Annotated in this window: 22 protein-coding genes; 13 read left to right on the top strand and 9 right to left on the bottom strand. The window is 69.8% G+C overall.

What is annotated here, in order from left to right; translation table 11 throughout:
* Nucleotides 1-3 precede the first annotated feature (3 nt).
* The 4 genes from ACFV9G_RS17110 to ACFV9G_RS17095 all read left to right on the top strand — a co-directional run bounded on the left by ACFV9G_RS17110 (nucleotide 4) and on the right by ACFV9G_RS17095 (nucleotide 4,269).
* On the top strand, nucleotides 4-1,821 hold the full coding sequence (locus tag ACFV9G_RS17110) for a hypothetical protein (RefSeq protein WP_378728685.1): 1,818 nt from the start codon (nucleotides 4-6) through the stop codon (nucleotides 1,819-1,821).
* A gap of 146 nt (nucleotides 1,822-1,967) precedes the next feature.
* A complete protein-coding gene (locus ACFV9G_RS17105) occupies nucleotides 1,968-2,141 on the top strand; it encodes a DUF3117 domain-containing protein (RefSeq protein ID WP_008358749.1) in 174 nt (57 codons plus the stop codon).
* The gene (locus tag ACFV9G_RS17100) at nucleotides 2,142-3,680 is read left to right on the top strand and encodes a leucyl aminopeptidase family protein (protein WP_378728684.1); all 1,539 of its coding nucleotides are present in this window, start codon (nucleotides 2,142-2,144) and stop codon (nucleotides 3,678-3,680) included.
* A 175-nt stretch (nucleotides 3,681-3,855) separates the two neighbouring features.
* Nucleotides 3,856-4,269, top strand: a complete 414-nt coding sequence (locus tag ACFV9G_RS17095; RefSeq protein ID WP_378728683.1) for a hypothetical protein — start codon at nucleotides 3,856-3,858, stop codon at nucleotides 4,267-4,269.
* A gap of 25 nt (nucleotides 4,270-4,294) precedes the next feature.
* On the opposite strand, the gene ACFV9G_RS17090 is transcribed toward ACFV9G_RS17095, so the two are convergent.
* Entirely contained in the window at nucleotides 4,295-4,936 is a 642-nt protein-coding gene (locus tag ACFV9G_RS17090) for an O-methyltransferase (RefSeq protein ID WP_378728682.1), read from the bottom strand.
* A gap of 179 nt (nucleotides 4,937-5,115) precedes the next feature.
* Between ACFV9G_RS17090 and sigE the strand changes: the two genes are divergently transcribed.
* The 3 genes from sigE to ACFV9G_RS17075 all read left to right on the top strand — a co-directional run bounded on the left by sigE (nucleotide 5,116) and on the right by ACFV9G_RS17075 (nucleotide 7,638).
* Nucleotides 5,116-5,712: an RNA polymerase sigma factor SigE gene (sigE, locus tag ACFV9G_RS17085; protein WP_218131415.1), complete on the top strand. Its 597-nt coding sequence runs from the start codon at nucleotides 5,116-5,118 to the stop codon at nucleotides 5,710-5,712.
* Complete coding sequence (locus ACFV9G_RS17080; protein WP_378728681.1) at nucleotides 5,709-6,176, top strand: hypothetical protein; 468 nt, start codon at nucleotides 5,709-5,711, stop codon at nucleotides 6,174-6,176. The genes sigE and ACFV9G_RS17080 overlap by 4 nt, the downstream gene beginning before the upstream one ends.
* Nucleotides 6,177-6,246: 70 nt before the next feature.
* Nucleotides 6,247-7,638: a S1C family serine protease gene (locus ACFV9G_RS17075; RefSeq protein ID WP_378728680.1), complete on the top strand. Its 1,392-nt coding sequence runs from the start codon at nucleotides 6,247-6,249 to the stop codon at nucleotides 7,636-7,638.
* A 100-nt stretch (nucleotides 7,639-7,738) separates the two neighbouring features.
* Here the strand turns inward: ACFV9G_RS17075 and ACFV9G_RS17070 are convergent, their stop codons facing one another.
* From ACFV9G_RS17070 to ACFV9G_RS17060, 3 genes are all read right to left on the bottom strand, one after another.
* Nucleotides 7,739-7,999, bottom strand: coding sequence for a helix-turn-helix domain-containing protein (locus ACFV9G_RS17070; protein ID WP_355018617.1), 261 nt, complete (start codon nucleotides 7,997-7,999; stop codon nucleotides 7,739-7,741).
* A gap of 123 nt (nucleotides 8,000-8,122) precedes the next feature.
* Entirely contained in the window at nucleotides 8,123-9,466 is a 1,344-nt protein-coding gene (locus tag ACFV9G_RS17065; protein WP_378728679.1) for a hypothetical protein, read from the bottom strand.
* Nucleotides 9,463-9,837 (bottom strand): hypothetical protein, encoded by a 375-nt coding sequence (locus ACFV9G_RS17060; protein WP_378728678.1) that lies wholly within the window; start codon nucleotides 9,835-9,837, stop codon nucleotides 9,463-9,465. The genes ACFV9G_RS17065 and ACFV9G_RS17060 overlap by 4 nt, the downstream gene beginning before the upstream one ends.
* 239 nt (nucleotides 9,838-10,076) lie before the next feature.
* Here ACFV9G_RS17060 and ACFV9G_RS17055 point away from each other — a divergent pair, with 239 nt between their 5' ends.
* Together ACFV9G_RS17055 and ACFV9G_RS17050 are read left to right on the top strand one after the other, a co-directional pair.
* Complete coding sequence (locus ACFV9G_RS17055) at nucleotides 10,077-11,567, top strand: wax ester/triacylglycerol synthase family O-acyltransferase (protein WP_378728677.1); 1,491 nt, start codon at nucleotides 10,077-10,079, stop codon at nucleotides 11,565-11,567.
* 22 nt (nucleotides 11,568-11,589) lie between these two features.
* Nucleotides 11,590-11,946 (top strand): DUF6912 family protein, encoded by a 357-nt coding sequence (locus ACFV9G_RS17050; RefSeq protein WP_378728676.1) that lies wholly within the window; start codon nucleotides 11,590-11,592, stop codon nucleotides 11,944-11,946.
* A 1-nt stretch (nucleotide 11,947) separates the two neighbouring features.
* On the opposite strand, the gene ACFV9G_RS17045 is transcribed toward ACFV9G_RS17050, so the two are convergent.
* From ACFV9G_RS17045 to ACFV9G_RS17035, 3 genes are all read right to left on the bottom strand, one after another.
* Nucleotides 11,948-13,531 carry a lysyl oxidase family protein gene (locus tag ACFV9G_RS17045; RefSeq protein WP_378728675.1) on the bottom strand — a complete coding sequence of 528 codons (1,584 nt, stop codon included), beginning with the start codon at nucleotides 13,529-13,531 and terminating at the stop codon, nucleotides 11,948-11,950.
* 124 nt (nucleotides 13,532-13,655) lie between these two features.
* On the bottom strand, nucleotides 13,656-14,132 hold the full coding sequence (locus ACFV9G_RS17040; protein ID WP_091049078.1) for a DUF2505 domain-containing protein: 477 nt from the start codon (nucleotides 14,130-14,132) through the stop codon (nucleotides 13,656-13,658).
* A gap of 41 nt (nucleotides 14,133-14,173) precedes the next feature.
* A complete protein-coding gene (locus ACFV9G_RS17035) occupies nucleotides 14,174-14,656 on the bottom strand; it encodes a DUF2505 domain-containing protein (RefSeq protein ID WP_378728674.1) in 483 nt (160 codons plus the stop codon).
* A gap of 185 nt (nucleotides 14,657-14,841) precedes the next feature.
* Here ACFV9G_RS17035 and ACFV9G_RS17030 point away from each other — a divergent pair, with 185 nt between their 5' ends.
* Nucleotides 14,842-18,852: an NAD-glutamate dehydrogenase gene (locus ACFV9G_RS17030; RefSeq protein WP_378728673.1), complete on the top strand. Its 4,011-nt coding sequence runs from the start codon at nucleotides 14,842-14,844 to the stop codon at nucleotides 18,850-18,852.
* On the opposite strand, the gene ACFV9G_RS17025 is transcribed toward ACFV9G_RS17030, so the two are convergent.
* Nucleotides 18,812-20,863 carry a collagen binding domain-containing protein gene (locus tag ACFV9G_RS17025; protein ID WP_378728672.1) on the bottom strand — a complete coding sequence of 684 codons (2,052 nt, stop codon included), beginning with the start codon at nucleotides 20,861-20,863 and terminating at the stop codon, nucleotides 18,812-18,814. The genes ACFV9G_RS17030 and ACFV9G_RS17025 overlap by 41 nt on opposite strands.
* Nucleotides 20,864-20,920: 57 nt before the next feature.
* Nucleotides 20,921-22,222 (bottom strand): MFS transporter, encoded by a 1,302-nt coding sequence (locus ACFV9G_RS17020; protein ID WP_378728671.1) that lies wholly within the window; start codon nucleotides 22,220-22,222, stop codon nucleotides 20,921-20,923.
* An 81-nt stretch (nucleotides 22,223-22,303) separates the two neighbouring features.
* On the opposite strand from ACFV9G_RS17020, the gene ACFV9G_RS17015 reads away from it, so the two are divergent.
* The 3 genes from ACFV9G_RS17015 to ACFV9G_RS17005 all read left to right on the top strand — a co-directional run bounded on the left by ACFV9G_RS17015 (nucleotide 22,304) and on the right by ACFV9G_RS17005 (nucleotide 24,886).
* The gene (locus ACFV9G_RS17015; RefSeq protein WP_378728670.1) at nucleotides 22,304-22,876 is read left to right on the top strand and encodes an ArsR/SmtB family transcription factor; all 573 of its coding nucleotides are present in this window, start codon (nucleotides 22,304-22,306) and stop codon (nucleotides 22,874-22,876) included.
* A gap of 117 nt (nucleotides 22,877-22,993) precedes the next feature.
* Entirely contained in the window at nucleotides 22,994-23,896 is a 903-nt protein-coding gene (locus ACFV9G_RS17010; RefSeq protein WP_378728669.1) for an HpcH/HpaI aldolase/citrate lyase family protein, read from the top strand.
* 69 nt (nucleotides 23,897-23,965) lie between these two features.
* Nucleotides 23,966-24,886: a methylenetetrahydrofolate reductase gene (locus tag ACFV9G_RS17005; protein ID WP_378728668.1), complete on the top strand. Its 921-nt coding sequence runs from the start codon at nucleotides 23,966-23,968 to the stop codon at nucleotides 24,884-24,886.
* Nucleotide 24,887: the final 1 nt, after the last annotated feature.

The following is a 24,887-nucleotide window of genomic DNA, read 5'->3' as shown; positions in this document are numbered from 1 at the left end:
GCCGTGAGTTTCGCCGCCGTACTCGTCTACGCCGTGACCGCCCTGGTCGCGGTGATCGTTGCGCTCACCTACCTGAAGCCCCATCTCCTGCAGCCGCGGGAGCCGGGGCTGCCGCCCAAGATCCACCTGTACGCCGGCGCAGCCGGCCTCCTGGTCTGGGTCCTCTTCCTCGTCTCGCCGTCGTCGTTCTTCCTCGGCGGCGACGTCCCGGGTGTGATCGGTCTCTTCGGGATCTGGCTCGCCGCGATCGCCGGCGTCTACCTGCTCTTCCGTCGGCTCAAGGAGAACCGCGCCGGGGCCGCCGGCCCCGACGACTACGGCTATGGCAACGACTACGACGACGGCTACGACGGCTACGACGAGGAGTACGCAGAGGACGGCTACGGCTACGACGAGACCGGTTATGACCAGGCCGGCTACGCCGACTATGCCGAGCCTGACGGCCGGGCGGGCTACGCGGACCCACGCCGCCCGGTTCAGCAGCCTGTTCCTCAACCCGTCGCCCCGGCCGCCGCTCAACCCGTCGCCCAGCAGGGACGACCGGCCGCTCGCCGGCCCGAGCCCCGGCGAGCGGCATCGGGTGTCGACGAGACGGCCGTGATGGCGCCGGTCGAGCGGGATCCCTCGCCTGCTCCGCCTCCTGCCCCGGCTCCTGCCCCGGCTCCTGCCCCGGCTCCTGCCCCGGCTCCTGCCCCGGCTCCGGCCCCGGCTCCTGCGCCGACGCGGGACGGGCAGATCGGTCGCCGCGTGGCCGGGCGGCAGACACCGCCCCCGCCGACGCCGCAACCCCAGCCCTCCCCGCAGCGGTCTCCGCGGCGGGCGGCCGCGCCGCAGCCGCCGGCTCCCCAGCAGCCCGTACGTCACCAGCCCGCGCCCCAGCCCCCGGCCCCGGAGGCCCCCGGCCGGCCGCGGCAGGACCGCCCGGCGCCCGCGCGACCGGAGCGGCGAGCCCCGGAGCAGCCGATGCGTGAGCGTCCGGCTCCCCAGCGTCCGGCACCTCAGCGTCCGGAACCTCAGCGTCCGGCACCGCGTCCCGCGCCCGAGCAGCCGCAGCCGGGTCAGGGCGAGCCGGGCCGCGGCGGCCAGGACCCGTGGGGCCGCCGTCAGGAGCCGCCGCAGCGCCGCCCGCGTGGCTACGACGATCGCTACGACGACCGCCGCAACGACAGCCAGGACGAGTTCGCCGACCGCCGCTACCGGCGCGACAGCAGCTACTCCGACTACCCGGGCCAGCAGCCGAACCCGCCGAGTCCGCCGCGCGCGCCGCGCCCGGCGCCCCGGCCCGACCCTCGACCGGCACCGCAGCCCGCGCCTTCACCGCAGGCGCCGGGCCGGCCGTCAGGCCGCCGTACCGAGCAGCAGCCCGAGGCGTACGACCCCTACTCCTTCGAGTCCTACGGTCCGCAGGACCGCGACCGGGAACGGGTCGAGCCCCCGGCCCAGATCCCGCCCGCGCCCGAGGCCCAGCCGCGGCGACGTCAGCGGGACCAGGGCTACTCCTCGACCGGCTCCGGGCATCGCGACGAGCCTGCCTATGCGGGCTATGAGCAGGGCTACGACCAGGGCTACGACCAGGGCTACGACCAGGGCTACGACCCGGCGTACGCGCAGGGCTACGACCACGACGACGCCTACGACCGCGGCTATGACGAGCGCTACGACGAGCGTTACGACGATGCCTATGATCGGTCCGTCGGAGGCGACCGTCGGGACCGGGGCGGAGCGTTCAACGAGTCGTCCGGCGCGGCCATCGTGGTGCACATCACGCTGGTGATCCTCGCGATCTGGCTGACCTGGGCGTACGGAACCTCGGTCATCTGACAGGTTCGAAGGCAGGTCAACCCGCCGAAACTCCCACCTTGCCGTCAGGTCTGCGGACCTGATGAGGGATAATGGACGTGCAATGCGCGCTCCGAGGCCATCCGGCAGGTGAGCGCCGACACGCGAGACACGGAAGAAGGTGCCGCATGGCGGCGATGAAGCCGCGGACAGGAGACGGTCCGCTGGAGGTCACCAAGGAAGGTCGGGGCATCGTGATGCGCGTCCCGCTCGAGGGTGGTGGCCGGTTGGTCGTCGAACTGAACGCCGAAGAGGCCGCCGCGCTCGGCGAAGAGATCAAAGGTCTTGGGCTGAACGCGTAGATGACCACAACGCTGCCGTCACCGGCTCTGCCGTCGCAGGTCGGGCCGCCCACCTTCACGCTCAACCCGCTCGGCCCGGAGCGCCTCGATGCCGAGATCATCGCGCTGCCGGTCATTCCGGGCGACGATGTGTTGACCATCGGACCCGGGGCCGCCGACCTCGGCGACCGGCACGACCTCCTGGGTCACCTCGAGTTCGAAGGTGCCACCGGCAGTGCCGGTGAGGTGACGACGTACGCCGTCACCGGCTCCGGCACCCTGCGACAGATCCTCCTGATCGGTGTCGGCGCGCAACGTCGCGACGACTTCCGGCGGGCGGGGGCCGCGCTGGCTCGCGCCGTGCGGGATCGGTCCGAGGTGGTCACGACCATTCCGGCGGCCGACCCGGGGGTCGGGTTGGAGCCGTTCGTGGCCGGCGCGACGCTGGGTTCCTTCCTCTTCCACTGGCGCTCCGAGGGCGCGCCGTGGAAGCCGGTGGAGACGATCACCCTGGCCGACCTCGGCGACGACCAGGCGGCAGCGTTGGACCGGGCTCAGGCGATCGCGCGCGCCAGCAGGCGCGCGCGGTTCTACGCCTCGGTCCCGAGCAACTTGAAGAACCCGGTCTGGCTGGCGGAGCAGGCCGAAGAGCTCGCGGCCGAGAAGGGTCTGCAGATCACGGTCTGGGACGAGAGCGAGCTCGAGAAGGACGGCTTCGGAGGCATCGTCGCGGTCGGTCAGGGCTCGGTGACTCCGCCGAGGCTGATCCGGCTCGACTACAGCCCCCGCAAGACCGGACGGCTGAACTCGTCGAGGAAGACGCCGACGGTGGTGCTGGTCGGCAAGGGCATCACCTTCGACACCGGTGGGCTCAACATCAAGCCCAGCGACGGCATGCTCAACATGAAGCGGGACATGACCGGCGGCGCGGTGGTGCTTGCCGTGATGGCGGCGCTGGCCGAGGTCGGCTGCCCGGTCAAGGTCGTCGGACTCATCGCCGCCGCAGAGAACTCCATCTCCGGTTCGGCGATGCGCCCCGGCGATGTGGTCACCCACTACGGCGGCCGCACCTCCGAGGTCACCAACACCGATGCGGAGGGCCGGCTCGTGCTGGCCGACGCGATGGCGTACGCCGTGGACAAGCTCAAGCCGGCGGCCCTGGTCGACATCGCCACCCTGACCGGTGCGATGCGGGTGGCGCTCGGGCAGACGATGGCCGGCTACTTCGCCGACGACGACGCGCTGGCCACGCAGTTGGCCGAGGCGTCCGAGATCTCCGGCGAGACGCTGTGGCGGATGCCGTTGGTCGCCGACTACGAGGACAAGCTCTCCTCGAAGGTCGCCGACGCCGACAACGCCCCCGGTGGGCCCGGCGCCATCACCGCCGCGCTCTTCCTGCACCACTTCACCGGTGGCGTCCCGTGGGCCCACGTCGACGTCGCCTGCGGTGACGCGTACGCCGACGTCCACGAGCTCACTCCCGGACCCACCGGTTTCGGTGCCCGGGTCCTCCTCACCTGGCTCGCCGGTGAGGATCCGCTGGCGCGCGTAGGCTCCTGACGCCCGCGAGCCTGTCGTGACCCTGGGGAGGGTGATCCGAACGCCGTTCGAACAACTCTCCCCAGGGGTTCGGCTACGGGTTTTGTACGGGCAGGCTACGGGAGCGCCAGCACACTCGGTCCTGCGATCGTGGGTCGACCTCGGACCGTAGGTCACCTAGTCGAAAGGACTCTTCATGAGAGCCAGACTCCTGGTGCTCGTCGCCGCCTTGCTGCTTCCGCTCGGACTGCTCACGATGGCGTCGCAACCGGCGCAGGCTGCGAGCGGGATCCGTGTGAATCTCGCCGAGATCAAGCAGTCGAACGCGGCGCTGACCAGCAAGTACTCGTACTTGAGCTCACACCGCACGTGGAAGGCGTGGAAGCCTCGTATCGCGCCCGTCAGCAACGAGATGTCCACCATCCAGCAGGCCATCGGCTCCGGGCAGGCCGCCCAGACGGTCGAGAGGGCTCGCTCCGCCTTCGTCAGCTACGCCCGTGCACATCGCTACGCCAAGGCGCTCAGCGCGCTTCGGAATCTGATCAAGGCCGTCAACCGGATGATCGACAGCCACGACCGAGCCAACTGGTGCGCCACTCACTTGTGCTGACCTGAGGCCCCGTCCGGAAGCAGGCTCAGGCCTCGAGCTTCCGCGCGAGCAGGAGGCCGTCGCCCACCGGGAGCAGCAGCGGGATCAGATCGTCGTTGTCGGCGACCCGCTGGTTGAGCTCGCGGATGGTGGCGGTCTCCTCGTCGCGCACGGACGGGTCCGCCACGCGGTCGTGCCACAGCGCGTTGTCGAAGGCGACGACGCCGCCGGGACGGAGCAGACGCAGTGCTTCCTCGAGGTAGGCGGAGTATTCGGTCTTGTCGCCGTCCACGAAGACCAGGTCGTAGTGGTTGTCCGTGAGGCGGGGGAGCACGTCGAGGGCGGCGCCGGCGATGCACCGAGCCTGCCGCTGGCCGAAGCCGGCCTCGGTGAAGCTCTGCCGGGCCAGCCGCTGGTGCTCGGTCTCGATGTCGACGGTGGTCAGGACCCCTTCGGGACGCATGCCGCGCAGCAGCCACAGTCCGGAGACACCGGTGCCGGTGCCGACCTCGACGACGTTCTTCGCGTCGAGGACGGAGGCGAGGAAGCGCAGCGCCGCTCCGCCACCGGGCCCGATCGGCGCGACTCCGACCTCCTCGGCCCGGGATCGGGCGGCTGCGAGGAGGTCGTCCTCCGCGACGAACTCGTCGGCGTAGGTCCAACTTGCGGTCGAAACAGGGCTGGTCACACCGCAAAACCTAACCTGTTTCGCGCAACGGTGCGGGAACGCCTGATCCAACTTGTGCGTTGGAAGAGCACGGGAAGAGGAAAAATAGGAGCCTCACAGGCAACTCTCAGCCCTTCAGGGTCCCAGGCGATCTAACGTAGGAGATGTCAGCGATCAGCGAGACAGACGACAGGAGCACCATGACCGCGGAGCCCACGCAGACCCCGACCGTAGAGCCGGGTGTTCCGACGTGGGACGAGATCGTGGAGAAGCACTCCGACCGGGTCTACCGGCTCGCTTACCGTCTCACCGGCAACCGCCACGACGCGGAGGACCTCACCCAAGAGGTCTTCGTGCGCGTCTTCCGCTCTCTCGACACCTACAGCCCCGGCACCTTCGAGGGCTGGCTGCACCGGATCACCACCAACCTCTTCCTCGACCAGGCCCGTCGTAAGCAGCGGATCCGCTTCGATGCCCTCTCCGACGAGCGCGCCTCGCGCTTGACGAGCAGCGGCCCGACGCCGGACGTGGCCTACACCGACCAGCGCTTCGACGACGACATCGAGCGCGCGCTGGCCACGCTGCCACCCGACTTCCGGGCCGCGGTCGTGCTCTGTGACGTGGAGGGGCTCTCCTACGAGGAGATCTCCGAGATCCTCGGTGCCAAGCTCGGCACCGTCCGCTCGCGTATCCACCGCGGCCGGGCGATGCTCCGTGACGCCCTCGCCCACCGCGCCCCGCGCGGGGGACGACTGCGTCACTCCGGGCCCAAGGTGTTGTGGGGCGGGGCTTCATGAGTCTTCTCGGCAACCACCTCGGCGCGCGCACCAGCGCCCTTCTCGACGGACAGCTCCCCGTAGTGGAGGAGGAGCGGGCCTGGGCCCACGTGCACGAGTGCTGCGCCTGCCGCCGCGCCGTGGAGCGTGAGGGCTGGCTCAAGCGACGCCTGGCCGGCCTCAGCGTCGACCCCGGAGTCACCGCGCCTGCTGACCTGAAGGGCTCGCTCCGTGGCGGCGCCCTGGCTGCCTCGGTGTGGCCGGCCGACGACCTCGACGAGGCCTACTCCGACCCCCGGTCGATGCGGCGTACGTTGGTGATGGTCGCCGCCGGTGGCGGTGCCGTCAGCGCCGCCGTGTTCGGCATGTTCACCTTCGCTGCCGCGCCGGCCGACGCGCCGGTCCCCAGGAATCTCCCGATCACCGCGGTCACCCAGGTCCCGGGCACCCCGGGCGCTCCCGTCGTCGCCCACGTACGCCGCTGAACGTCGGCGCGGCGACCCGACACGAGACCCGGGCTGCCGATTGTTGGTGCGGGTGGGAAGAATGGGTGTCGTGACGCAGGAACCACAAGACGACCAGTCGCGGCCGATCTCCCGTTGGGCACCACCGTCCGACGTGCCCCCGGCCGGGCAGCCGTCCCCTGAAGACCTTGTCGACGACGAGCGGGACACGGCCGAGGTGCCGTTGCCGGGCATGCCCGCACCCGCAGCCGCGCCGGTTCCGGCAGCCGACACCGCTCCGCTGCCGCCCTTGGTGCCGCCACCGCCGGGCGGATCCCTGCCCGGGTTCGATGTCCCTCCTGCGCCACCGCCCTCATCCCGGACCGACTCCTCGCCGCGACGCCGCGTCCCTGGCCCGATCTGGGCGCTCGCGGCCGCGGTCGCGTTCCTGCTCGGCGTGCTGGGGGGCTATGCGGGCGGCGTGCTCGAGGACCAGGACGACATGTCCAGCCTGGCCGGCGGTGGGCTCGACCCGGGCTCGATCGAGACCGACGCGCCCCTGGAGGCTGACGACGCCAGCATCGTGAAGGTGGCCGCGACGCTGCTGCCCTCGACGGTCCAGATCTTCGCCGAGTACCAGGGCGTCGAGGACGCCGCGACCGGCTCCGGGTTCGTCTTCGACCGGAACGGCCACGTGGTGACCAACAACCACGTCGTGGCGGACGCGGCCAAGGCCAAGGGCAGCATCGAGGTGGTCGACCACAAGGGTCGCCGCTACAAGGCCGACGTGATCGGCCGCAGCGCCGTCTACGACCTCGCGGTCCTCGACGTTCCCGAGGTCAAGGAGCTCGAGCCGGCCTCGCTCGGCAGCACGTCCCGGCTGAGGATCGGCGAGGGCGTCGTCGCCATCGGGTCGCCGCTGGGCCTCAGCTCCACGGTGACCTCGGGCATCGTCAGTGCGCTCCAGCGCCCGGTGAGCACCGGGCAGACCGAGGACGACACCTCCTACATCAACGCCGTCCAGACCGACGCGGCGATCAACCCCGGCAACTCGGGCGGTCCGCTGGTCAACCTCGTCGGCCAGGTCATCGGGGTCAACTCGGCCATCGCTACGGCCGGTGGGGGAGAAGGCGGAGAGGGCGGCAGCATCGGCGTCGGCTTCGCGATCCCGATCGACCAGGTCAAGGTGACCGCGGCGCAGATCCTGAAGACAGGCAAGGCGACCTACCCGATCGTGGGAGCCTCCGTCGACGTGCAGGCCGCCGACCACAACGGAGCGCTGATCTCGGTGGTCGACGCCGGCTCTCCGGCTGCCGCCGGTGGACTCAAGGACGGCGACCGGGTGACCAAGGTGGGAGACGTCACCGTCACCGACGGGATCGGCATGATCGTCGCCATCCGGGCTCACCAGCCGGGGGAGACGATCGAGTTCACGGTGATGCGCAACGGCGCCCGCCACGAGCTCAAGATCAAGCTGGAGGCGCAGACCGAGAACCTCGCCTGACCAGCCAGAAAAGACGCGAAGAGCTGCTCGGCACGATGCCTGGCAGCTCTTCGCGTTGTTGTGGGGAAGGTTTAGTTGTGGGGGTTGAGGTTGCTTTGACTCAAGAAGCGTCCGGCGTGGCGGCGGGCGCAGCAGGCTCGGCCTCGACGAACGGGTGGTCGGCCACGAAGGCCTTGGTCTGCGAGTACATGTCATCGATGAACTTCTCGAGGACGCTGGACTCAACGCGCCACTGGCCGCGCCCGCCGATCTTGATGGCGGGGAGCTCACCACGGCGGACAAGGGCATAGACCTGTGCGCTCGAGGTGTTGAGCACCTCGGCGACGTCGGCAAGAGTCAGGAAGCGGGGGGTACCAGACATAAGGATCAGTCTCCCAGACTCTGCAAGCGGCCGTAAACCATCGCGCCAACCTGTTAGTCCGCATTAGGTACTGTTGCGCTGCTTTGTGGATGCGTGGTGGGTGAACCGTGAAGCAGAGACGCGCTATGCAGCGAAGAGCAGATACAACCCACCGACAGTGAAGCCGACCATCGTGAGCAGAAGCGGGATCTGCCCGGTCACCAGGTGCTGCGGCGGAAGCACCTGGAGCGCGCGGATGTGGGCCGACCAGACTCCCAGCACGTGTCCGGTGATCACCGCGGCCACCTTGATGACGGCCAGCAGCGTGGCGTGGAAGGCGAAGAAGTAGGACACCGGCATGTCCGCGGTTCCGAACCAGTCGCTTCCGTTTCCGAACGGATCCGAGGCGTTGCGCAGCGTTGCCAGCCCGCTCTCCCAGAAGTAGCTGAGGTAGTGGGCCACGACGTAGCCGACGATGATCGGCACCAGCGACGGCGCCAGCTCGGCGGGCAGGGCCCGGCGCGGCACGTCGCCGACGCCGGTCAGCATCGTCCCGGCGCAGTAGAACCCGGCCACGAGCAGCGGGAACGCGATCAGTGCGACGTTGCTGATCAGGTAGGCGGTGTTGCCCGACATCTCCGGGTTCTGCACGAACTGGAGCCATGCCGGCGACTCCCGGTAGGAGTCGTAGACGATGGTGCCGAAGAGGACCGAGACGACCGCGACCAGGCCCGGCGTCGGCCGCAGGGTGTCCAGGTTGCCGAGCGGGGTCCGCAGGACCAGGTTGCCGGCCTGTGTACGTCCCCACACCGACAGCTTCGCGGTCAGCGAGGAGTAGACCTCGAACGGGTCGCAGCGCTCCAGGAACTTCTCGCCGAAGAGCACGCCGCCGAGGATCATCACGGCCAGGTAGACGGCCAGCCAGAGGCGTACGGGGCCGAGGTAGTTGTTCTCCGGGTAGACCAGCTCGAGCCAGGCGAAGGCGAGGATGGTGAACGCCGCAGGCCAGAGGCCGAGGCGCTCGGGCAGGCGGAGCGGCGGATCGCCGGCACCGCGCAGCCACGTCAGTCCGGCCACGATCGTGCGGGCCGGGCTGATCGCCCTCCAGACCCGTCCGAAGAGGAGAGAGAACGGGACGAGGCCGACCCACAGCCAGACGTACGTCATCCCGAAGATGGGGTTGTTGGCGTTGTCGGAGCCGGCGAAGGCGACCAGCACGAAGTAGGCGAAGATCAGCAGCCCGACGACGCGCCACAGTGCGGTCCAGGCGGGGGAGTCGACGACACGCCCGAGACGCGGCAGCGGCCAGCCGCGTGGATTCCGTACGCCGACCACCTGGCCCTCGGCGGCGCGCTTGGTGGTCAGCACCAGCAGCCCGAAGGAGACGAGGAGGGCGAGGACCGCGCCCGCGATGACGTACTCGAGGGGTAGCGGCAGGTCCTGTCGACCGCCCACGCCGTGCGTGAGGATCCCCGAGGAAAGGTTCACTGCACCTCGAGGGTGACGATGGTCTTGCCGAGAGTGTGCGACTCCACCTCGTACTGACCGGGGATCTCGAACGCGCCCAGGCTGATCCGGGTGGTGCCCACGCCGTAGGCGGCGGACTGCTCCGGATCGGAGTGCACGTGGATCTCGCCGGCGGCGTCGGCGGTCACGTCGAGCTCGACTGCGTGGCCGACGGGTACGTCGACCTGGGTCCCGTGCGGGTCGACCGAGTCACCGGAGAAGTTGATCTCGACGACCACCGGGTCGCTGTCGTTGCTGGGCTCGGTGGCGACGTTGTTTCCGCAGGCTGTCGCTATGGACGCGATCCCGCAGATTGCTGCCACGACCGCGATGATCCGGGCCGTGAGGCGCATTACTCCCCCGTTTCGTGGGCTAAGTTCGAGCTGGCTTCTGCCACAATCGCACATGAACCAAAGAGGGGGCTGAGAGGGCATGAGCGAGCGCCAGCGAGCGACCATAGGCCTCAGGCCGCCGCGTCCGTACGATGGCGCTTGCGCTACGGAGGCGGCGGTATGAGCGAGCGTCAGCGAGCGGCCATAGGCCTCAGGCCGCCGCGTCCGTACGATGGCGCTTGCGCTACGGAGGCGGCGGTATGAGCGAGCGTCAGCGAGCGGCCATGGGCCGCGGCATGAGCGAGCGGTTGGGTGCACGCGAGGTGGCGTTCCTGGACAGGGAGACGCTAGCGGTGCCGCACCAGGTGGCGAGCATCGAGCTGATCGAACCGAAGGCCGAGGGCTTCGACTACGGAGCCTTCCTCGAGCACGTCGAGGACCGGCTCGCCTTCGTGCCCCGCTACCGCCAACGGGTCCGGGTCGTGCCCGGCCGGATCGCCTACCCCGTCTGGGCCGACGACGACCGGTTCGACCTCACCTACCACGTACGCCGCTCCGCGCTGCCCCGCCCGGGCTCGATGGATCAGCTCCTCGACCTCGCCGGACGGATCGTCTCCCGGCCCCTGGACCGTTCCCGGCCGCTGTGGGAGCTGTACGTCATCGAGGGGCTGGCAGGCGACCGGGTCGCGCTCGTCACCAAGACCCACCAGGCGCTGGTGGACGGAGCCGAGACCGTCGACCTGGTCCAGCTGCTGCTCGACGACAAGCCCGAGGTCGGGCCGGTCGTGCCGGACCTGTGGACGCCGCCGGAGGCGCAGTCGAGCGCGCGCCTGGTCGCGGGCGCGGTCTTCGACGCGGTCACCTCGGTCAGCGGCCTGACCGGCACGGCGCGCAGCCTGGGCGGCTTCGCGCTGGGCCGGGTCACCGGTGTGGCCAAGGACGTCCAGAACGCGGGTGTCGGCATCGCCCGGGCGCTCACCCGCCGGGCTCCGGAGCGGCCGACGCCGCTCAACGGGACGCTGTCCCAGCAGCGGCTCGTGGTCACGCTCGAGGCCGACCTGGCCGACTTCCGTCGCATCCGGGACACCCACGGCGGCACTGTCAACGACGTCATCCTGGCTGCCGTCACCGGCGGTCTGCGCGCCTGGCTGATGACCCGGCAGCAGTCCCTGGCCGGCGTACGGCAGGTGCCGGCGCTGGTGCCGGTCTCGGTGATCGACGAGGAGCTCGACCCGACCCAGCTCGGCTCCGCGGTGGCGCCCCACTTCGTGGTGCTCCCGGTCGCGGAGCCGTCGCCTGTCGTCCGGCTCCATCAGGTGTCCTACTCCTTCGAGCAGCACAACGCCAACGCCCGCACGGTCAGTGCGCAGCGGCTGGCCGGGATCAGCGGCTTCGCCCCGGCGACCTTCCACGTGGTCGGCTCGCGGGTGGCCGCCGAGAGCGAGCACGACTACCTGCTCTCGGTCTGCAACGTGCCCGGCCCGCAGGAGCCGCGCTATGCGGCCGGCTCCCGGCTGGTGGCCTCCTACCCGATCCACCCGCTGGCCGAGGGGCACACGCTCGCGATCGGGGTGACCTCCTACGACGGCCAGGTCTTCTTCGCGATCACCGCCGACCGCGACCTGGTGCCGGATGCGTCGCTGGTCGGGCAGTGCATCAGCGAGGCCCTCGACGAGCTGCGCGACACCGTCTCGGGGCGCCGCTTCCGGGCACCTCGGGGCCTGCGCGTGGTCAAGAACTCCGGCGAGTGAGGCACAGTGAGACAATCCCACCGTGACCCGCATCTACGTACCCGCCACGCTCGAGCTCCTCGCTGACTGGTACGCCAAGGGCGAGCTGCCCGGCACCGCCGACGGCTACGCGTCCCCCGACGACAGCGAAGAGGCCGAGTACGCCGCGCTGATGAGCGCCGCTGACGACTCGGCGGCGCTCCTGGCCGGCCCCGGGCGCCGGGTCGTGGTCGTCGTCGACGCCCCGGCGGCTGTGGCCCATCATCTGGAGAGCCAGGTGGTTCCGCTCAAGCTCGTCGCCGCGGTCCACGCCGACCTGGCTGATCGCCCGGCCGACGCGGACCCCGACGAGGACCTGGGCTGGTTCGCGACCCAGGAGATCCCCGACCTGATCGGCTAGCTCACTCCTCGTTCCACCACGTCTCGGTGTCGACGCCCTGGTAGGGCGGGACCTTGACGGTGCGGGCGCCGGCCTTGCCGCCGATGATGACGGTGCGGTGGCTGACGTTGTTCGACCGGGTCCGCTCGTAGAGGTTGCCGTCGGGGTTGACGGTGACCTTGATCCGGTAGGTGCCGTTCTTGACCTTGCGCAGGTCGAAGGCCTGGGTCTGGGACTGGTCGTAGGTGTCGCCCCAGCCTGTCGGCATGCTCTCCCGCAGCCAGAGCGCGGACTTGGCGCCACAGGCCGACTCCAGGCCGGTCTGGCCCGGTCGCAGCGTCGCGCCGGGCACGGTCAGGTCGACCGGGTCGGTGGGCGCCAGGCACCAGGACTGCTTGCCGCTGGTCGAGACGACCTTGTCCTTGGCGTCGACCAGCTCGTACTTGGCGAAGTCGAGGAAGTGCCAGTGGTTGTGCTCGGGAGCCTCGTGGAACTCCATGGTGCCGGTCTTCTTGACCCCGACCTGCTCACCGTCGCGGTAGAACATCTGGTAGGCGTCCATCACCGGTGCGGTGCCACGGCGGAAGCCCTCGACGACCATCGGTGCGGGGCCGGCGTTCCACTCGTTGGCGGCGAAGTTGAGGCGGTCGGTGCCGCCCTCGTCGACCTCGGTCGAGATCTGCCACGCGGGCAGCGAGATGAGGTCGGGCAGGGTGTCCCGCTTGGGCTTGCCCGGCTTGATCTCGCCGCGGGCGCCGCCCAGCGGGAGCCGGCCGCGGCCGTTCTCGCCGCCTTCGAGGGTCTCTCGCGGCACGACCGTGCGAGCCCCCTGGTCGTCGTGCGCTCCGTCGGCCGCCATGGCGCCCACGCCTTCCTCGCCTTCCCCCTCACAGTTGCCGTCGGGGCACTGGTCGACGATGACCAGGTTCTGCTTGGCGGTGCGGTTGGACTTCGGCAGCCCGAGGAAGTCGGCGACCGGCTTGTCGATGCTCATCGTCATGATGAGCTCGGTCTCGCCCTTGGTCTCGAAGCCGAGGTCGGAGACGGTCGGGACCGCCATGCCGCGCTCGATCCCGTACAGGATCCCCTTGGTGAACCAGTTGCCGCCACAGAACTCGGGGTAGACCGGGCCGGTGGCGCCGTCGGTCTGCACCCGCTGCCGGTCGTAGCCGCCGGGGCAGAGCGGGCGCTTCTCGTCGAGGATCACCTTGCCGGCCTTGTTCTTGAGCGTGACCCGGAGGCCGTTCTTGAAGCCCTTCATGCTGTCGACGATCGCGGCCGGCGCGGTCGTCGTGGTGCGTTTCTTGCCCCGGATGACGGTCTTGGTCAGCTTGACCGGCTTGTCGTAGGACGACTGGGTCGCGCGAAACTCGAAGGCTGCGTCATAGGCGGCCAGCCAGACCGACGGCTGGACGAACGCCTCCCCGCCCCAGGCCTCGACCTCGACGGTGTCCGAGGCGGCCACGAGCTTCAGTGATCCCTTGCCGGTGCTGCCGCTCGCGGGACCGGAGTTCGCCGTCACCGTCGTCGTGACGACGAGCGCGGCTGCCACCAGCCCGATGCCGGCCGAGACCAGCTGCCGAGTGCGCGTACGAGGTTTGACCATCGAGATGCCCCCTAGTGAGTGGCCCGAATCCCTCCTGATCCGAGGCCGAGTACCGGCAATTTATTGCCAGCCACATATGGTGACGGTTAACTTTTCGATCCGGTTGCATCGGATCGAGGAGAATTTATCGCGAGAGGTACGCCGCGCCGACGGCCTGCTCGAGGTCGAAGGCCTTGAGCATCAGCTCCTCGACGTACTCCTCGAGCTTGGCGCCGACCAGCGGCACGGGCACCTTGATGTTCAGTCGCACGCTCTCGGTGGTGCGTCCGTCGGACTCGGACAGCGAGATGTTGCCGCGCAGGGTGGCCAGGCCGCCGGGGACGGTGATGTCGACGACGGCGACGGTGTCGGAGGACCAGACCTCGCTCTGACGGACGGTGACGTCGCCGGAGACGATGCGCTTCGCGAAGGAGGGTACGCCGACGGTCGACTGCACCCGGTCGATCCGGACCTCCCGCGGGGCACCGCCGATGGTCACCCGGCGACGGAGCGCTCCCTGGGCGTCGGCGACCCGCTCGCGGAAGCCCGGATCAGCGAGCATCGCGGACACCTCGCCCATGCGGGCGTCGTAGACGAGCTCGTACTGAAGGGTCGTCGTCATTGCCGAATCCTTTGGGCTCTTCTGCGGGTTGGGACGGGGGATCAGGAGGCTCGGGCGAGGAGCCAGCGGGTGCCTACCTCGTGCTCCCTCTCGAGCGCCCTCTTGAAGATCGAGAGGATGAGATCCTCCAGCTTTCCGCTGACCAGGGGCACATTCACGGTAGCGGTCAGGGTGACCGTCTCGATCGTCTTCGTGCCGTTCTCGGCCAGCCGCGCGATGCCGGAGAGCGAGCCCGGCTTGCCCGGCAGGGTGAGCTTGAGGTCGCCGGAGGTGAAGTCGGCCGACCAGATCTCGTCCTGGTGCACCTCGATGGTGTCGCCGACGAACTTCTTCGCGAACCCGGGCACCCCGCTGACCGCCTGGGCGTAGCGGATACTCACGGTCGACCCGGTGATCGCCACGCTCTTGGACAGCGCGTGCTGGGCGTCGCAGACCTGCTCGCGGAACGCCGCGTCGGCGAGCATCCCGGAGACGGCTGCGATCGGCGCGTCGTAGGCCAGGTCGATCGACAGCTTTTTACTCATAAACACACATCATGACGCCTACCCGGTCCGGAGTCACCAGTGAAGCCGCCGAGAGAACCGACACATTCCTTCGGTATGCTTGCGGTGGCGCAGCGAGCGGGTGGGCCTTGGGCCTATGACTCACATCGGCGATTCCTTCGGATCGGGACATCTATTCGAAACGATCCCGGGATACCGTGACAGGTGTGTCAACGGAGACGCATATCAAACCTGTCCAAGCTCCGCAGAACGTCCAGCAGTTCCGCCTGCCGAGCACCACCTACTTCCGCCACGTAGCCCCCGAGGAGCTCACCGGCCGCAGCGAGACTGATCTCGCCGGCGCGGTGGGATCGCATCTGGCGCTGGCAGCCAACCGCCCGCAGGGCACCGCCGCCGTGCGCATCCTCACCCCGACCACCGCCGCAGACGGTTGGTCCGCCGGAGGCCGCAGCGTCGTCGAGATCGTCGTCGACGACATGCCCTACCTCGTGGACTCGGTCAAGACCGAGCTCTACCGTCGTGGCCTCGACGTACATCTCGTGGTCCACCCCGTCATCGACGTCGCCCGTGACGTGACCGGTGCGCTCGAGGGGGTGAACGAAGGCGACATCCGCGAGTCCTGGATGCACATCGAGATCGACCGCCTCGCCCCCGACGCCGCCAAGGAGATCGTCGCGGGCCTCGAGGGAGTCCTCGAGGACGTACGCGAGGTCGTCGAGGACGAGCCGAGACTGCACCGCCGCCTGGCGGAGATCGCGGCCGGCCTGCGCTACACCCCGCCCAACAGCGTGCCGCGCGAGGAGGCCGCCGAGGCCGCCGAGCTGCTGGCCTGGCTGGCCGAGGACCACTTCCTGCTGACCGGCTATCGCGAGTACCGCCTCGACGGCGACTACCTGCGCGGTCGCTCCGGCACCGGTCTGGGCATCCTGCGCGCCGACCCGCCGCAGGCCGCCGACCACGGCAAGATGCCGGCCAAGGTCGCCGCCCATGCGCGCGACAAGGTCATGCTCGTCCTGGCCAAGGCCAACTCCCGCTCGACGGTCGGGGAGCCCGCCTACCTCGACCACGTCGGCATCAAGATCTTCAACGGCGCCGGCGAGGTGATCGGCGAGCACCGTTTCCTCGGCCTCTTCACCACGAAGGCGGCCCGGCAGTCGGTGACCCGGATCCCGGTCGTACGCGGCAAGGTCGCCGCGGTCCTCGACCACACCGGCTACGACGCCCGCAGCCACACCGGCAAGGCGATGCTCGACGCGATGGAGTCCTACCCGCGCGAGGAGCTCTTCCACGCCTCCGCCGAGGAGCTGATGGACCTCGCCGAGGCGGCGCTGGGAGCCATCGAGCGTCGCATCCTGAGGGTGGCCGTCCGGCCGGACACGTACGGTCGCTATGTCTCGGTGCTCGTCTCGCTGCCGCGTGACCGCTACAACACGACGGTCCGCGAGCGGTTCTCGAAGGTGCTTCTCGACGTCCTCGGTGGCACCGACCTGGAGTTCACCGTACGCATCAGCGAGTCGACCACCGCGCGGGTGCACTTCGTGGTCCACGGCACCACCGAGTCGCTGGGGAAGGCCCTGGACACCCCGGGGCTGGTCGACAGCCTCGAGTCGCGGTTGCGCAAGGCTGCGCGGAGCTGGCGCGACGACCTGGTCAGCGCGGTCATCGCCCATGCCGGGGAGGACGGCGCGGCCCGGCTCTCGCACGTGCTCGACGCCTTCCCGGAGGCCTACAAGGAGGACTTCGACGCCGACACCGGCGCCGCCGACCTGACCCGGCTCGAGTCGCTCTCGCACCAGGGCGAGGCGGTCGACTTCTCCTTCTACAAGGACCCGGAGAGCCCCGGCGGGTTCCGGATCAAGATCTTCCGCACCGGTGGACCGCTCTCGCTGTCCCTGATGCTCCCGATCCTGTCCTCGTTCGGCTTCGAGGTCACCGACGAGCGGCCCTACGACATCGAGGGTGTCGGCACCTCGGGTTCGGAGGAGTGGTTCATCTACGACTTCGGCCTCGCCTACGCCGGCACCCCGGTCGGCGCGCCGACCCAGCTCGTCGCCGCCCTGCACCAGGCGTGGTCCGGTCGCAGCGAGATCGACGGGCTGAACGCACTCGTCCTGTCCGGTCTCGACCACCGTCAGGTCTCCATGCTGCGTGCCTACGGCCGCTACCTGCGCCAGGCCGGCACCCCGAACTCGTTCTTCTCGATCGGCAACGCGCTGTGCACCAACCCGGGCATCGCCCGGCAGATCGTGGAGCTGTTCGAGACCCGGTTCGACCCCTCGCTCACGGTGCGTGACGAGACGAAGCGGGCCGAGGCGATCATCGAGGCGCTCGACGACGTGGCCAGCCTGGACCAGGACCGGATCCTGCGCAGCTACGTCACCACGATCCTGGCGACGACGCGGACGAACTACTACCGCCGAAGCGGAGCCCGAGGCAATGAGGGCCACCGAAGCGGAGCCCGAGGCAATGAGGCCGGCGGGCGTAGCTATCTCTCGTTCAAGTTCGACCCGCAGCAGCTGCCCGACCTGCCGCTGCCGCGGCCGGCGTACGAGATCTTCGTCTACTCGCCCGACGTCGAGGGCGTGCACCTGCGCTTCGACGCGGTGGCTCGTGGTGGGTTGCGATGGAGCGACCGGCGCGACGACTTCCGCACCGAGGTGCTCGGGCTGGCGAAGGCGCAGCAGGTCAAGAACACCGTAATCGTGCCGGGTGGCGCCAAGGGTGGCTTCGTCCCCAAGGGCGTGGCCGGTCCGGACGCCTACGTCACGTTCCTGCGTGGTCTCCTCGACGTCACCGACAACCGGGTCGACGGTGAGATCGTGCCGCCGGCCGACGTGGTCCGCCACGACGCCGACGACTCCTACCTGGTCGTCGCCGCAGACAAGGGCACCGCGACGTTCTCCGACCTGGCCAACTCGGTCGCGGCGGAGTACGACTTCTGGCTCGGCGACGCGTTCGCCTCCGGCGGCTCGGCCGGCTATGACCACAAGGCCATGGGCATCACCTCGCGTGGCGCCTGGGTCTCGGTGCAGCACCACTTCAAGCGACTCGGCATCGACCCGCAGACCGACGAGATCACCGCGGTCGGCGTCGGGGACATGTCCGGTGACGTCTTCGGCAACGGCATGCTGCGCTCGGACAAGATCCGGCTCGTGGCCGCCTTCGACCACCGGCACGTCTTCATCGACCCCACGCCCGACGCGACGATGGGATTCCAGGAACGGAAGCGGCTCTTCGAGATGCCCCGGTCGACCTGGGAGTCCTACGACGCCTCACTGATCTCGGCGGGCGGCGGCGTGTGGTCGCGGCAGCTGAAGTGGGTGCCGATCAGCCCCGAGGTGCGGCAGGCGCTCGGTCTGGCGACCGACGTCAAGCGGCTCACCCCGCAGGAGCTGATCAGCGCGATCCTGCGAGCCCCGGTCGACCTGCTGTGGAACGGCGGGATCGGGACGTACGTCAAGGCGTCGGGTGAGACCGACGCCGACGCCGGTGACCACGCCAACGACGGGGTCCGGGTGGACGCCGCCGAGCTGCGGGTGCGGGTCGTCGGTGAGGGCGGCAACCTGGGGATCACCCAGGCCGGCCGCGTCGAGTTCGCCCGCAAGGGTGGGCTGATCAACACCGACGCGATCGACAACTCAGCCGGTGTCGACACCTCCGACCACGAGGTCAACCTCAAGATCCTGCTGGAACGAGAGGTACGTGCGGGCTCGCTGACGCTGGCTGCGCGTGACGAGCTCCTCGAGGAGATGACCGACGAGGTCGCCGCGCTGGTGCTGGCCGACAACGAGGCCCACAACGTGACCCTGACCCGCGCGGTGGCCTCGGCCCCGCAGCTCCTGGAGGCTCAGGAGCGTCAGATCGCGGAGTGGGTCACGGCCGGACTGCTCGACCGAGACGTGGAGGGCCTGCCCTCCGCGACCGAGGTCGCGCGTCGCCTGGAGGCGGGGGAGGGGCTCACCGCCCCCGAGCTCGCCGTCGTGCTCGCGTGGACCAAGATCGAGCGCCGGCGCGAGCTGGTCGCCGAGGGAGTTCCCGACCCGGCCGCGGATCCCGAGATGACGAAGCGCCTGGTGGCGTACTTCCCGACCGCGATCCGCGAGCGGTTCCCCGAGGCCATCGTGGATCACCCGCTTCGGTGGGAGATCTGGGCGACCTCGGTGGTCAACGAGGAGGTCAACCTCGCATTCGGGACGCTCGACGCGCTGTCACGGTGAGCACTGTGCCGGCGAGCAGGAGCGAGATGCCGAGCGCGGCGAACACCCACGACGGGCCGCCGGTCTCCGGCAGCGAGCTCTGAGGTGAGGTCTCCGTCGGCGGTCCCGGGTTCGGGGCCGCCGGCGGATTCTCGTCTCCGCCCGGGGTCGGCACGTCGGTGGGATCGGGCGTCGGCGTCGGCGTCGGATCCGGCGTCGGGGTGGGCGTGGGAGTCGGCGTCGGGGTCGGCGTGGGGCTCGGCGAGGCGACCTCGTCGACCCGGAAGTCCTGTCCGCCCCGGATCTCGCCGGCCGACGTGATCGTGACCGTACGCGACGTCTCGCCCACCACCTGCGTCCCCTCGGGCGCGGTGATGGTGATCGTGTAGTCGCCCGGGGGGAGCTCCTCGACGAAGTAGTCGCCGGCCTCGTCGGTGGTGGCGGTGATCGGGCCCTCGGGGCCGTCGATGGTGACGGTGACTCCCGCGACCGGGTTTCCGGTGGAGGCGTCGGAGACCCGTCCGGCGATCGTCCCGGGTCGGGTGAGGTCGAAGTCGACCCCGGTCACGTCGCTCGCGGCCACGGTGACCGGTCGGCTGGTGGCGCCCGTGTAGCCCTCGGGCGCGTCTATCTCGGCGGTGTAGTCGCCGGGCGGCACCCCGTCGAGCGCATAGTTGCCGTCGCCGTCGGTGACGGTCGTGATCGGGTCGCCGCCGTTGGCGGGGACCAGGCGCACCTGGATGCCGCCGAGGCCGCCGCCACCGCCGGTCACGGTGCCCGAGACGCCGGCCAGCTGGTCCACCACGAAGTCCTGGTCGGTGACCGCTGCGTCGATGACGGTGATGCCGGAACGGGTGGTGCCGTCGGGGCCGGGGGTGTAGCCGTCGGGCACGGTGAGGGTCAGCGAGTAGCCCGTGCCGACCGCGTTGTCGTCGAAGAGGTAGCTGCCGTCCGTCGAGGTGGTCGTGGTCGCGGTGCTTCCGTCGGGCTTGGTGAGGGTCACGGTCGCGCCTGGAACCGGAGCACCGGCGTCGTCGCTTACGGTTCCGCTGATCGCGTGCGGGATCACCTGCCGCACCTCGAAGTCGGCCCGTGAGGCGGGGTCGTCGTCGTTGCCGCGGTTGCTGACGCTCGCCTCGGTCTGCCCGACCGTCGCACACGCCTCGGGCCGGGTGAGCCGGACGGTGTAGCCGTCCTGGGTCGCGAGCTCGCCGAAGGTGTAGGTGCCGTCGGCGGACGGGCTCGTGGTCGCCAGCGTCTCCCCGTAGGGCGAGACCAGGGTGAGCACCGACTCCTCGACCGGGCACGACCCGGAGGTCGACACGTCGGTGACCGTGCCGCCGATCGGCCGCGCCCTGCTCACGAACCACGTCTGGTAGACCGGGAACCCGGCACGACGGGTGAAGACGAAGGACAGGCTGGTGAGTCGGATGTCGGGCTCGTACCAGCCGGTGGCGCCGTTGGTGTCGGTGGCGGTCGGGTTGCCGGTCAGGGTCGAGGTGGCCGGGTTCCAGGTCGGCAGGTCAGCGCCGCCGGCGTAGTTGAACGAACCCTGGAACCACGAGGAGATCTCCGCGGCCGTGACCGGGTCGCCGTTCTCGTCGGTCGCCTGGACCTGGACCTGGTCGGAGTCGATGTCACCGAGCACGAACGCCCAGCCGGTGTCGGGCGTGGGGTGCTCGAAGGCGTACGTCGTGGTCGAGGCGCCGCTCGGGGTGTCGGCCTTCGGCCGCAGGTTGATGTAGGCCGACCCGCGGCTCGAGCCGTACTTCGCCCCCGGCGGCGTCCCGGCGTCGAGGAAGGTGGTCGCGCCGCTGGGGAGGGCGACGTTGGCCCGGGAGTCACTGGCCATCTGAGCCGCGGGAAAGCCCGTCGACCGCTGCGTCATCGTCGTGGAGTAGTCGTTGGACGTCCCGGAGACGGGAGCCCATTCGGCCCACGAGTCGGTCATCGCGTGAGCCGGCGCCGGCGACAGCACCGTGACGAACACTCCGGCCAGAAGTGCCAACGCCAGACAGGCCCGCTTGAACATGGGAGGGGTTCCTTTGCTTCCGAGCAGCAAACGTTGCGTTGATGGATCTTCAGAAGGTTATCCCTGCAGAACCTCGTTTTTACGCTCTGAAGCGCGTGTGTGATCGAGGTTGTCGTCGTTCGACGGCTGAGCCTGCCAGTCCGCGGGACGCGGGATCGATCGGACCGACCGGGCGAGAGTCGGGATCAGGGCTGCCGCGGCGGTCATCGCCGTCACCACCAGGACGGCCGTGGCACCGTCGGTGACGGCGAGCAGCGCCCCGGCGAGCGCGGGTGCCAGCGGGATCGAGAGCATCGCGACGAACTGCGCGGCCGACTGGACCCGCCCGATCAGCTCCTGCGGCGTGGTCGCCATCCGGTAGGCGGCGATCCCGGCGTTGCCCGCCGGGTTGAGGAAGAGCCCCACCGACGCGGCCAGGGCCATGACCGCGGGGTGCGTCCAGAAGGCCAGCGGGATCGAGAGCGGCACGAAGCTCCAGGCGACGAGGATCGTCAGCCGGCCGGTCGGCAGCCGCTCGATCAGCCAGGGCGCGGCGAGGGCCCCGAGGATGCCGCAGGCACCGATGGCGGCCTCGGCCAGACCGATCTGCCATGCCGGGAACCCGGCCTCGACCAGCCGCAGCAGGGCGAGGAAGAAGAGGGCGTTGATCGCCAGGTTGGCGGCAGGGCTGAAGAAGAGCAGCGTACGCAGGAACGGCTGCCGCCAGCTGTAGCCCAAGCCCGCGAGCAGGTCGGCCAGCGGCTTGTGCCGGGTGTCCTGCTCGTCGACCGGAGGCGCCGAGAGATCGGCGCGGACCCGGGCGAGCAGCAGCCAGCCGGCGGCGTACGCGATGGCGTTCCCGGCGAACGGCGCCCATCGGGAGAGCCCGAGCAGCGCGCCACCGAGCGGTCCGCCGAGCAACCCCGCGATGTGCTGGCGGGCCTGCTGCTGGGAGAGCGCCGTGGGCAGGTCCTCGGCCCGGACCACCGATCTGATCGCCGAGTTCTCGGCGGGGACGAAGAGCCCGTTGAGCACTCCGGTGAGCAGGGCGACGAGGAGCAGGTGGGGAAGGGTGAGCGACCCGAGCAGGCCGGCGACCGCGAGCGAGGCGTACAGCATCGCTCCCGACCCGTGGGCGAGCCGCATGATCCGCAGCCGGTCGCGCCGGTCGGCGATCACCCCGGCGGGCAGCAGCATGCCGACCATGCCGATGAGGTGGGCGGCTTCCGCCGTGGCCGCCCAGAACGCCGACCCGGTCATCGCGTAGGCGACCAGGGGCATCGCGAAGAGGCTCACTCGGGTCCCGAGCTCGGCGACGGTGGCGCCGATCCAGAGAGCGGTGAAGTCGTGGTTGCGGGCGAGCTCGCGGTAGGAGGGCATACCCGCACCGTAGAGTGCGCAACATATATTGCGCAATAGTTCTTGCGCACTATGTGTTGCGGGATTCGCTAGGGTGGGGTCATGGCCACGTACGACGATCCGCGAATCCTGCGAGCGATCGCCCACCCGACGCGCAACCGCGTGCTGCACGAGCTGTCCGCAGCCGGTTCCCTCCGCGCTGCAGACATCGCGAAGCGCACCGGCATCCCGGCCAACCAGGCCAGCTTCCACCTGCGACAGCTGGCGAAGTACGGCCTCGTCGAGGTCGCCCCCGATGCCGGCCGCGACAAGCGCGACCGGGTCTGGAGGCTGGTCGACGAGGACATCACGTTGAGCCCGCGGGAGATGGTCGAGCAGCCCGGGGGCGAGGCTGCGTACACGGTGTTCCGGCGCAGCTCCGTCGCCTGGGGCCACCACCTGGTCGACCAGGCCTTCCAGATCGCCCGCGATGACGACCCGGCCAAGCGGATCGTCTCCGAGTCGTCCCTGCGGCTGACCAAGGACGACGCCGAGCGGCTCCAGCGAGAGCTGAACCAGGTCGTCGCCCGCTATCGAGAGGTCGGCAGAGAGTCCTCCGACGACGACCTCGAGCTCTACTCGGTCTACCAGCTCATCCAGCCGATGCCGGACCTGGCCGGCGAGCACGAGGCCTGATGTGGGTTATGTCTCACGCGCCCCAGGCTGCCGACTTCCTACTCGCGAGTCACCGGCGCGTTGGTTTACCGTCCAATTGCGCCCAGCCCAGGACGCCAGTAGGGAGATACGCGAACGATGAGCACGACCCAGATCGCCGAGAAGCGCGAGGTGCGCGAAGCCAACCGAGTCGAGGGGCACAACGCCAGGTCATGGCTGCTGGTCTCCGCGATGCGTACCGAGATCTTCGACGACGCCCAGCTGAGCCGAGCCGACCAGATCATCCTCGACATGGAGGACGCGATCGACACCTCGCTCAAGTCACAGGCGCGCGAGAACGTGACCAGCTGGCTCAAGGGCGGCGGCCGGGCGTGGGTACGCATCAACGACTGGACCACCGAGGACTGGAGCGAGGACCTCGCGGCGCTGGCCGGGATCGAGACGCTCGCCGGGGTGATGCTCGCGAAGACCGAGTCGCCCGACCAGGTGACCGACACCTTCCAGCGGCTCGGCGGGTCGACCCCGGTGATCCCGCTGCTCGAGTCGGCGCTCGGGATCGAGGACGCCGCGACGATCGCGCGCGCCCGTGGTGCCTACCGGCTCGCCTTCGGCTCCGGTGACTACCGCCGCGACACGGGTGCGGAGAACGACCCGCTCGCCATGGCCTACCCGCGGACCAAGCTCGTCCTCGCCTCGCGGATCGGCAACCTGTCGGGTCCGATCGACGGCCCGACCGTGGGCAGCAGCCACCCGCTCCTGCGTGAGCAGTCGGCCGACGGCGTCGCGATGGGCATGACCGGCAAGCTCTGCCTCGATCTCGAGCAGCCCGCGGTGATCAACGAGTCGTTCAGCCCGTCCCCGTCCGACGTGACCTGGGCCCACGAGTTCCTGCACAAGTTCGAGGAGGGCGGCCGAGTCATCCGCGACGGCAGCGACAAGCCGCGCCTGGCTCGTGCCGAGACGATCAAGCGTCGTGCCGAGCTGTTCAAGATCAAGCCGGACACCTACGGCGACCCGGTCTCGGGGCCGAGCGTCTACTGACGACGCCGACCCGGCGCTGTGATTGGACGCACGCGCCGGGTCCCCACGTACTCGGCTAGCGTTGACGCCGTGGATCTGCAGCAGCGCATCAATGACCGGGCCGGTGAGATTCTTCTGTTCGCCGTCACCCCGCCGAGGGTGACGACGGCACCCGAGAGGGTGCAGCAGATCGCCGAGATCACGCTCGAGCGGATCCGGCCCCTCGACGTCGACGGGCTGATCCTCTACGACATCGACGACGAGTCCGACCGCAACCCCGAGGAACGGCCGTTCCCGTTCGTACGCACCCTCGACCCCGCCGACTTCCTCGAGCGCAACCTCGCCGGTCTCGACGTGCCGGCGGTCGTCTACCGGGCCACCGGCAAGTACGACGAGCCGACGCTGCGCGACTGGGTCAAGACCCAGGACCCGGCCAAGGCGCTGTCGGTCTTCGTCGGCGCATCCTCGGGGGAGAAGCGCGTCGCCACCAGCCTGCGCCGCGCCCAGGAGATCCGGAACCAGATCAACCCCGACCTGCTCCTCGGCGCTGTCGCGATCCCCGAGCGCCACACGGCCAAGGGCGACGAGCACCTTCGGCTGATCGCCAAGCAGGAGGCCGGCTGCTCCTACTTCGTCACCCAGGTCGTCTACGACGTCAACGCCGCCAAGAACCTCGTCTCCGACTACCGCTACGAGTGCGATTCCCGCGGCCTGGCGCCGGTGCCGATCGTGTTCACCTTCTCCGTCTGCGGCTCGATGAAGACCCTCGAGTTCCTCCGCTGGCTCGGCGTCGACGTACCGCGCTGGATCGAGAACGAGCTGCGTCACGCCACCGACACCCTCGACGCCTCGCTCGAGCAGGCCGAGGCGACGGCGATCGAGCTGATGTCCTTCTGCCGTCAGCTCGGGGTGCCGTTCGGCATCAACATCGAGTCGGTCTCGATCCGCAAGGTCGAGATCGAGGCGTCCGTACGTCTCGCCGAGCGGCTCCGGGGGAAGCTCGCGCGCTGAG

The sequence above is a fragment of the Nocardioides sp. NPDC059952 genome (genome assembly GCF_042730435.1).
Lineage (GTDB): Bacteria > Actinomycetota > Actinomycetes > Propionibacteriales > Nocardioidaceae > Nocardioides.
The sequence above is the reverse complement of the archived record's forward strand: the minus strand, read 5'-3'. Positions and strand labels throughout refer to the sequence as shown.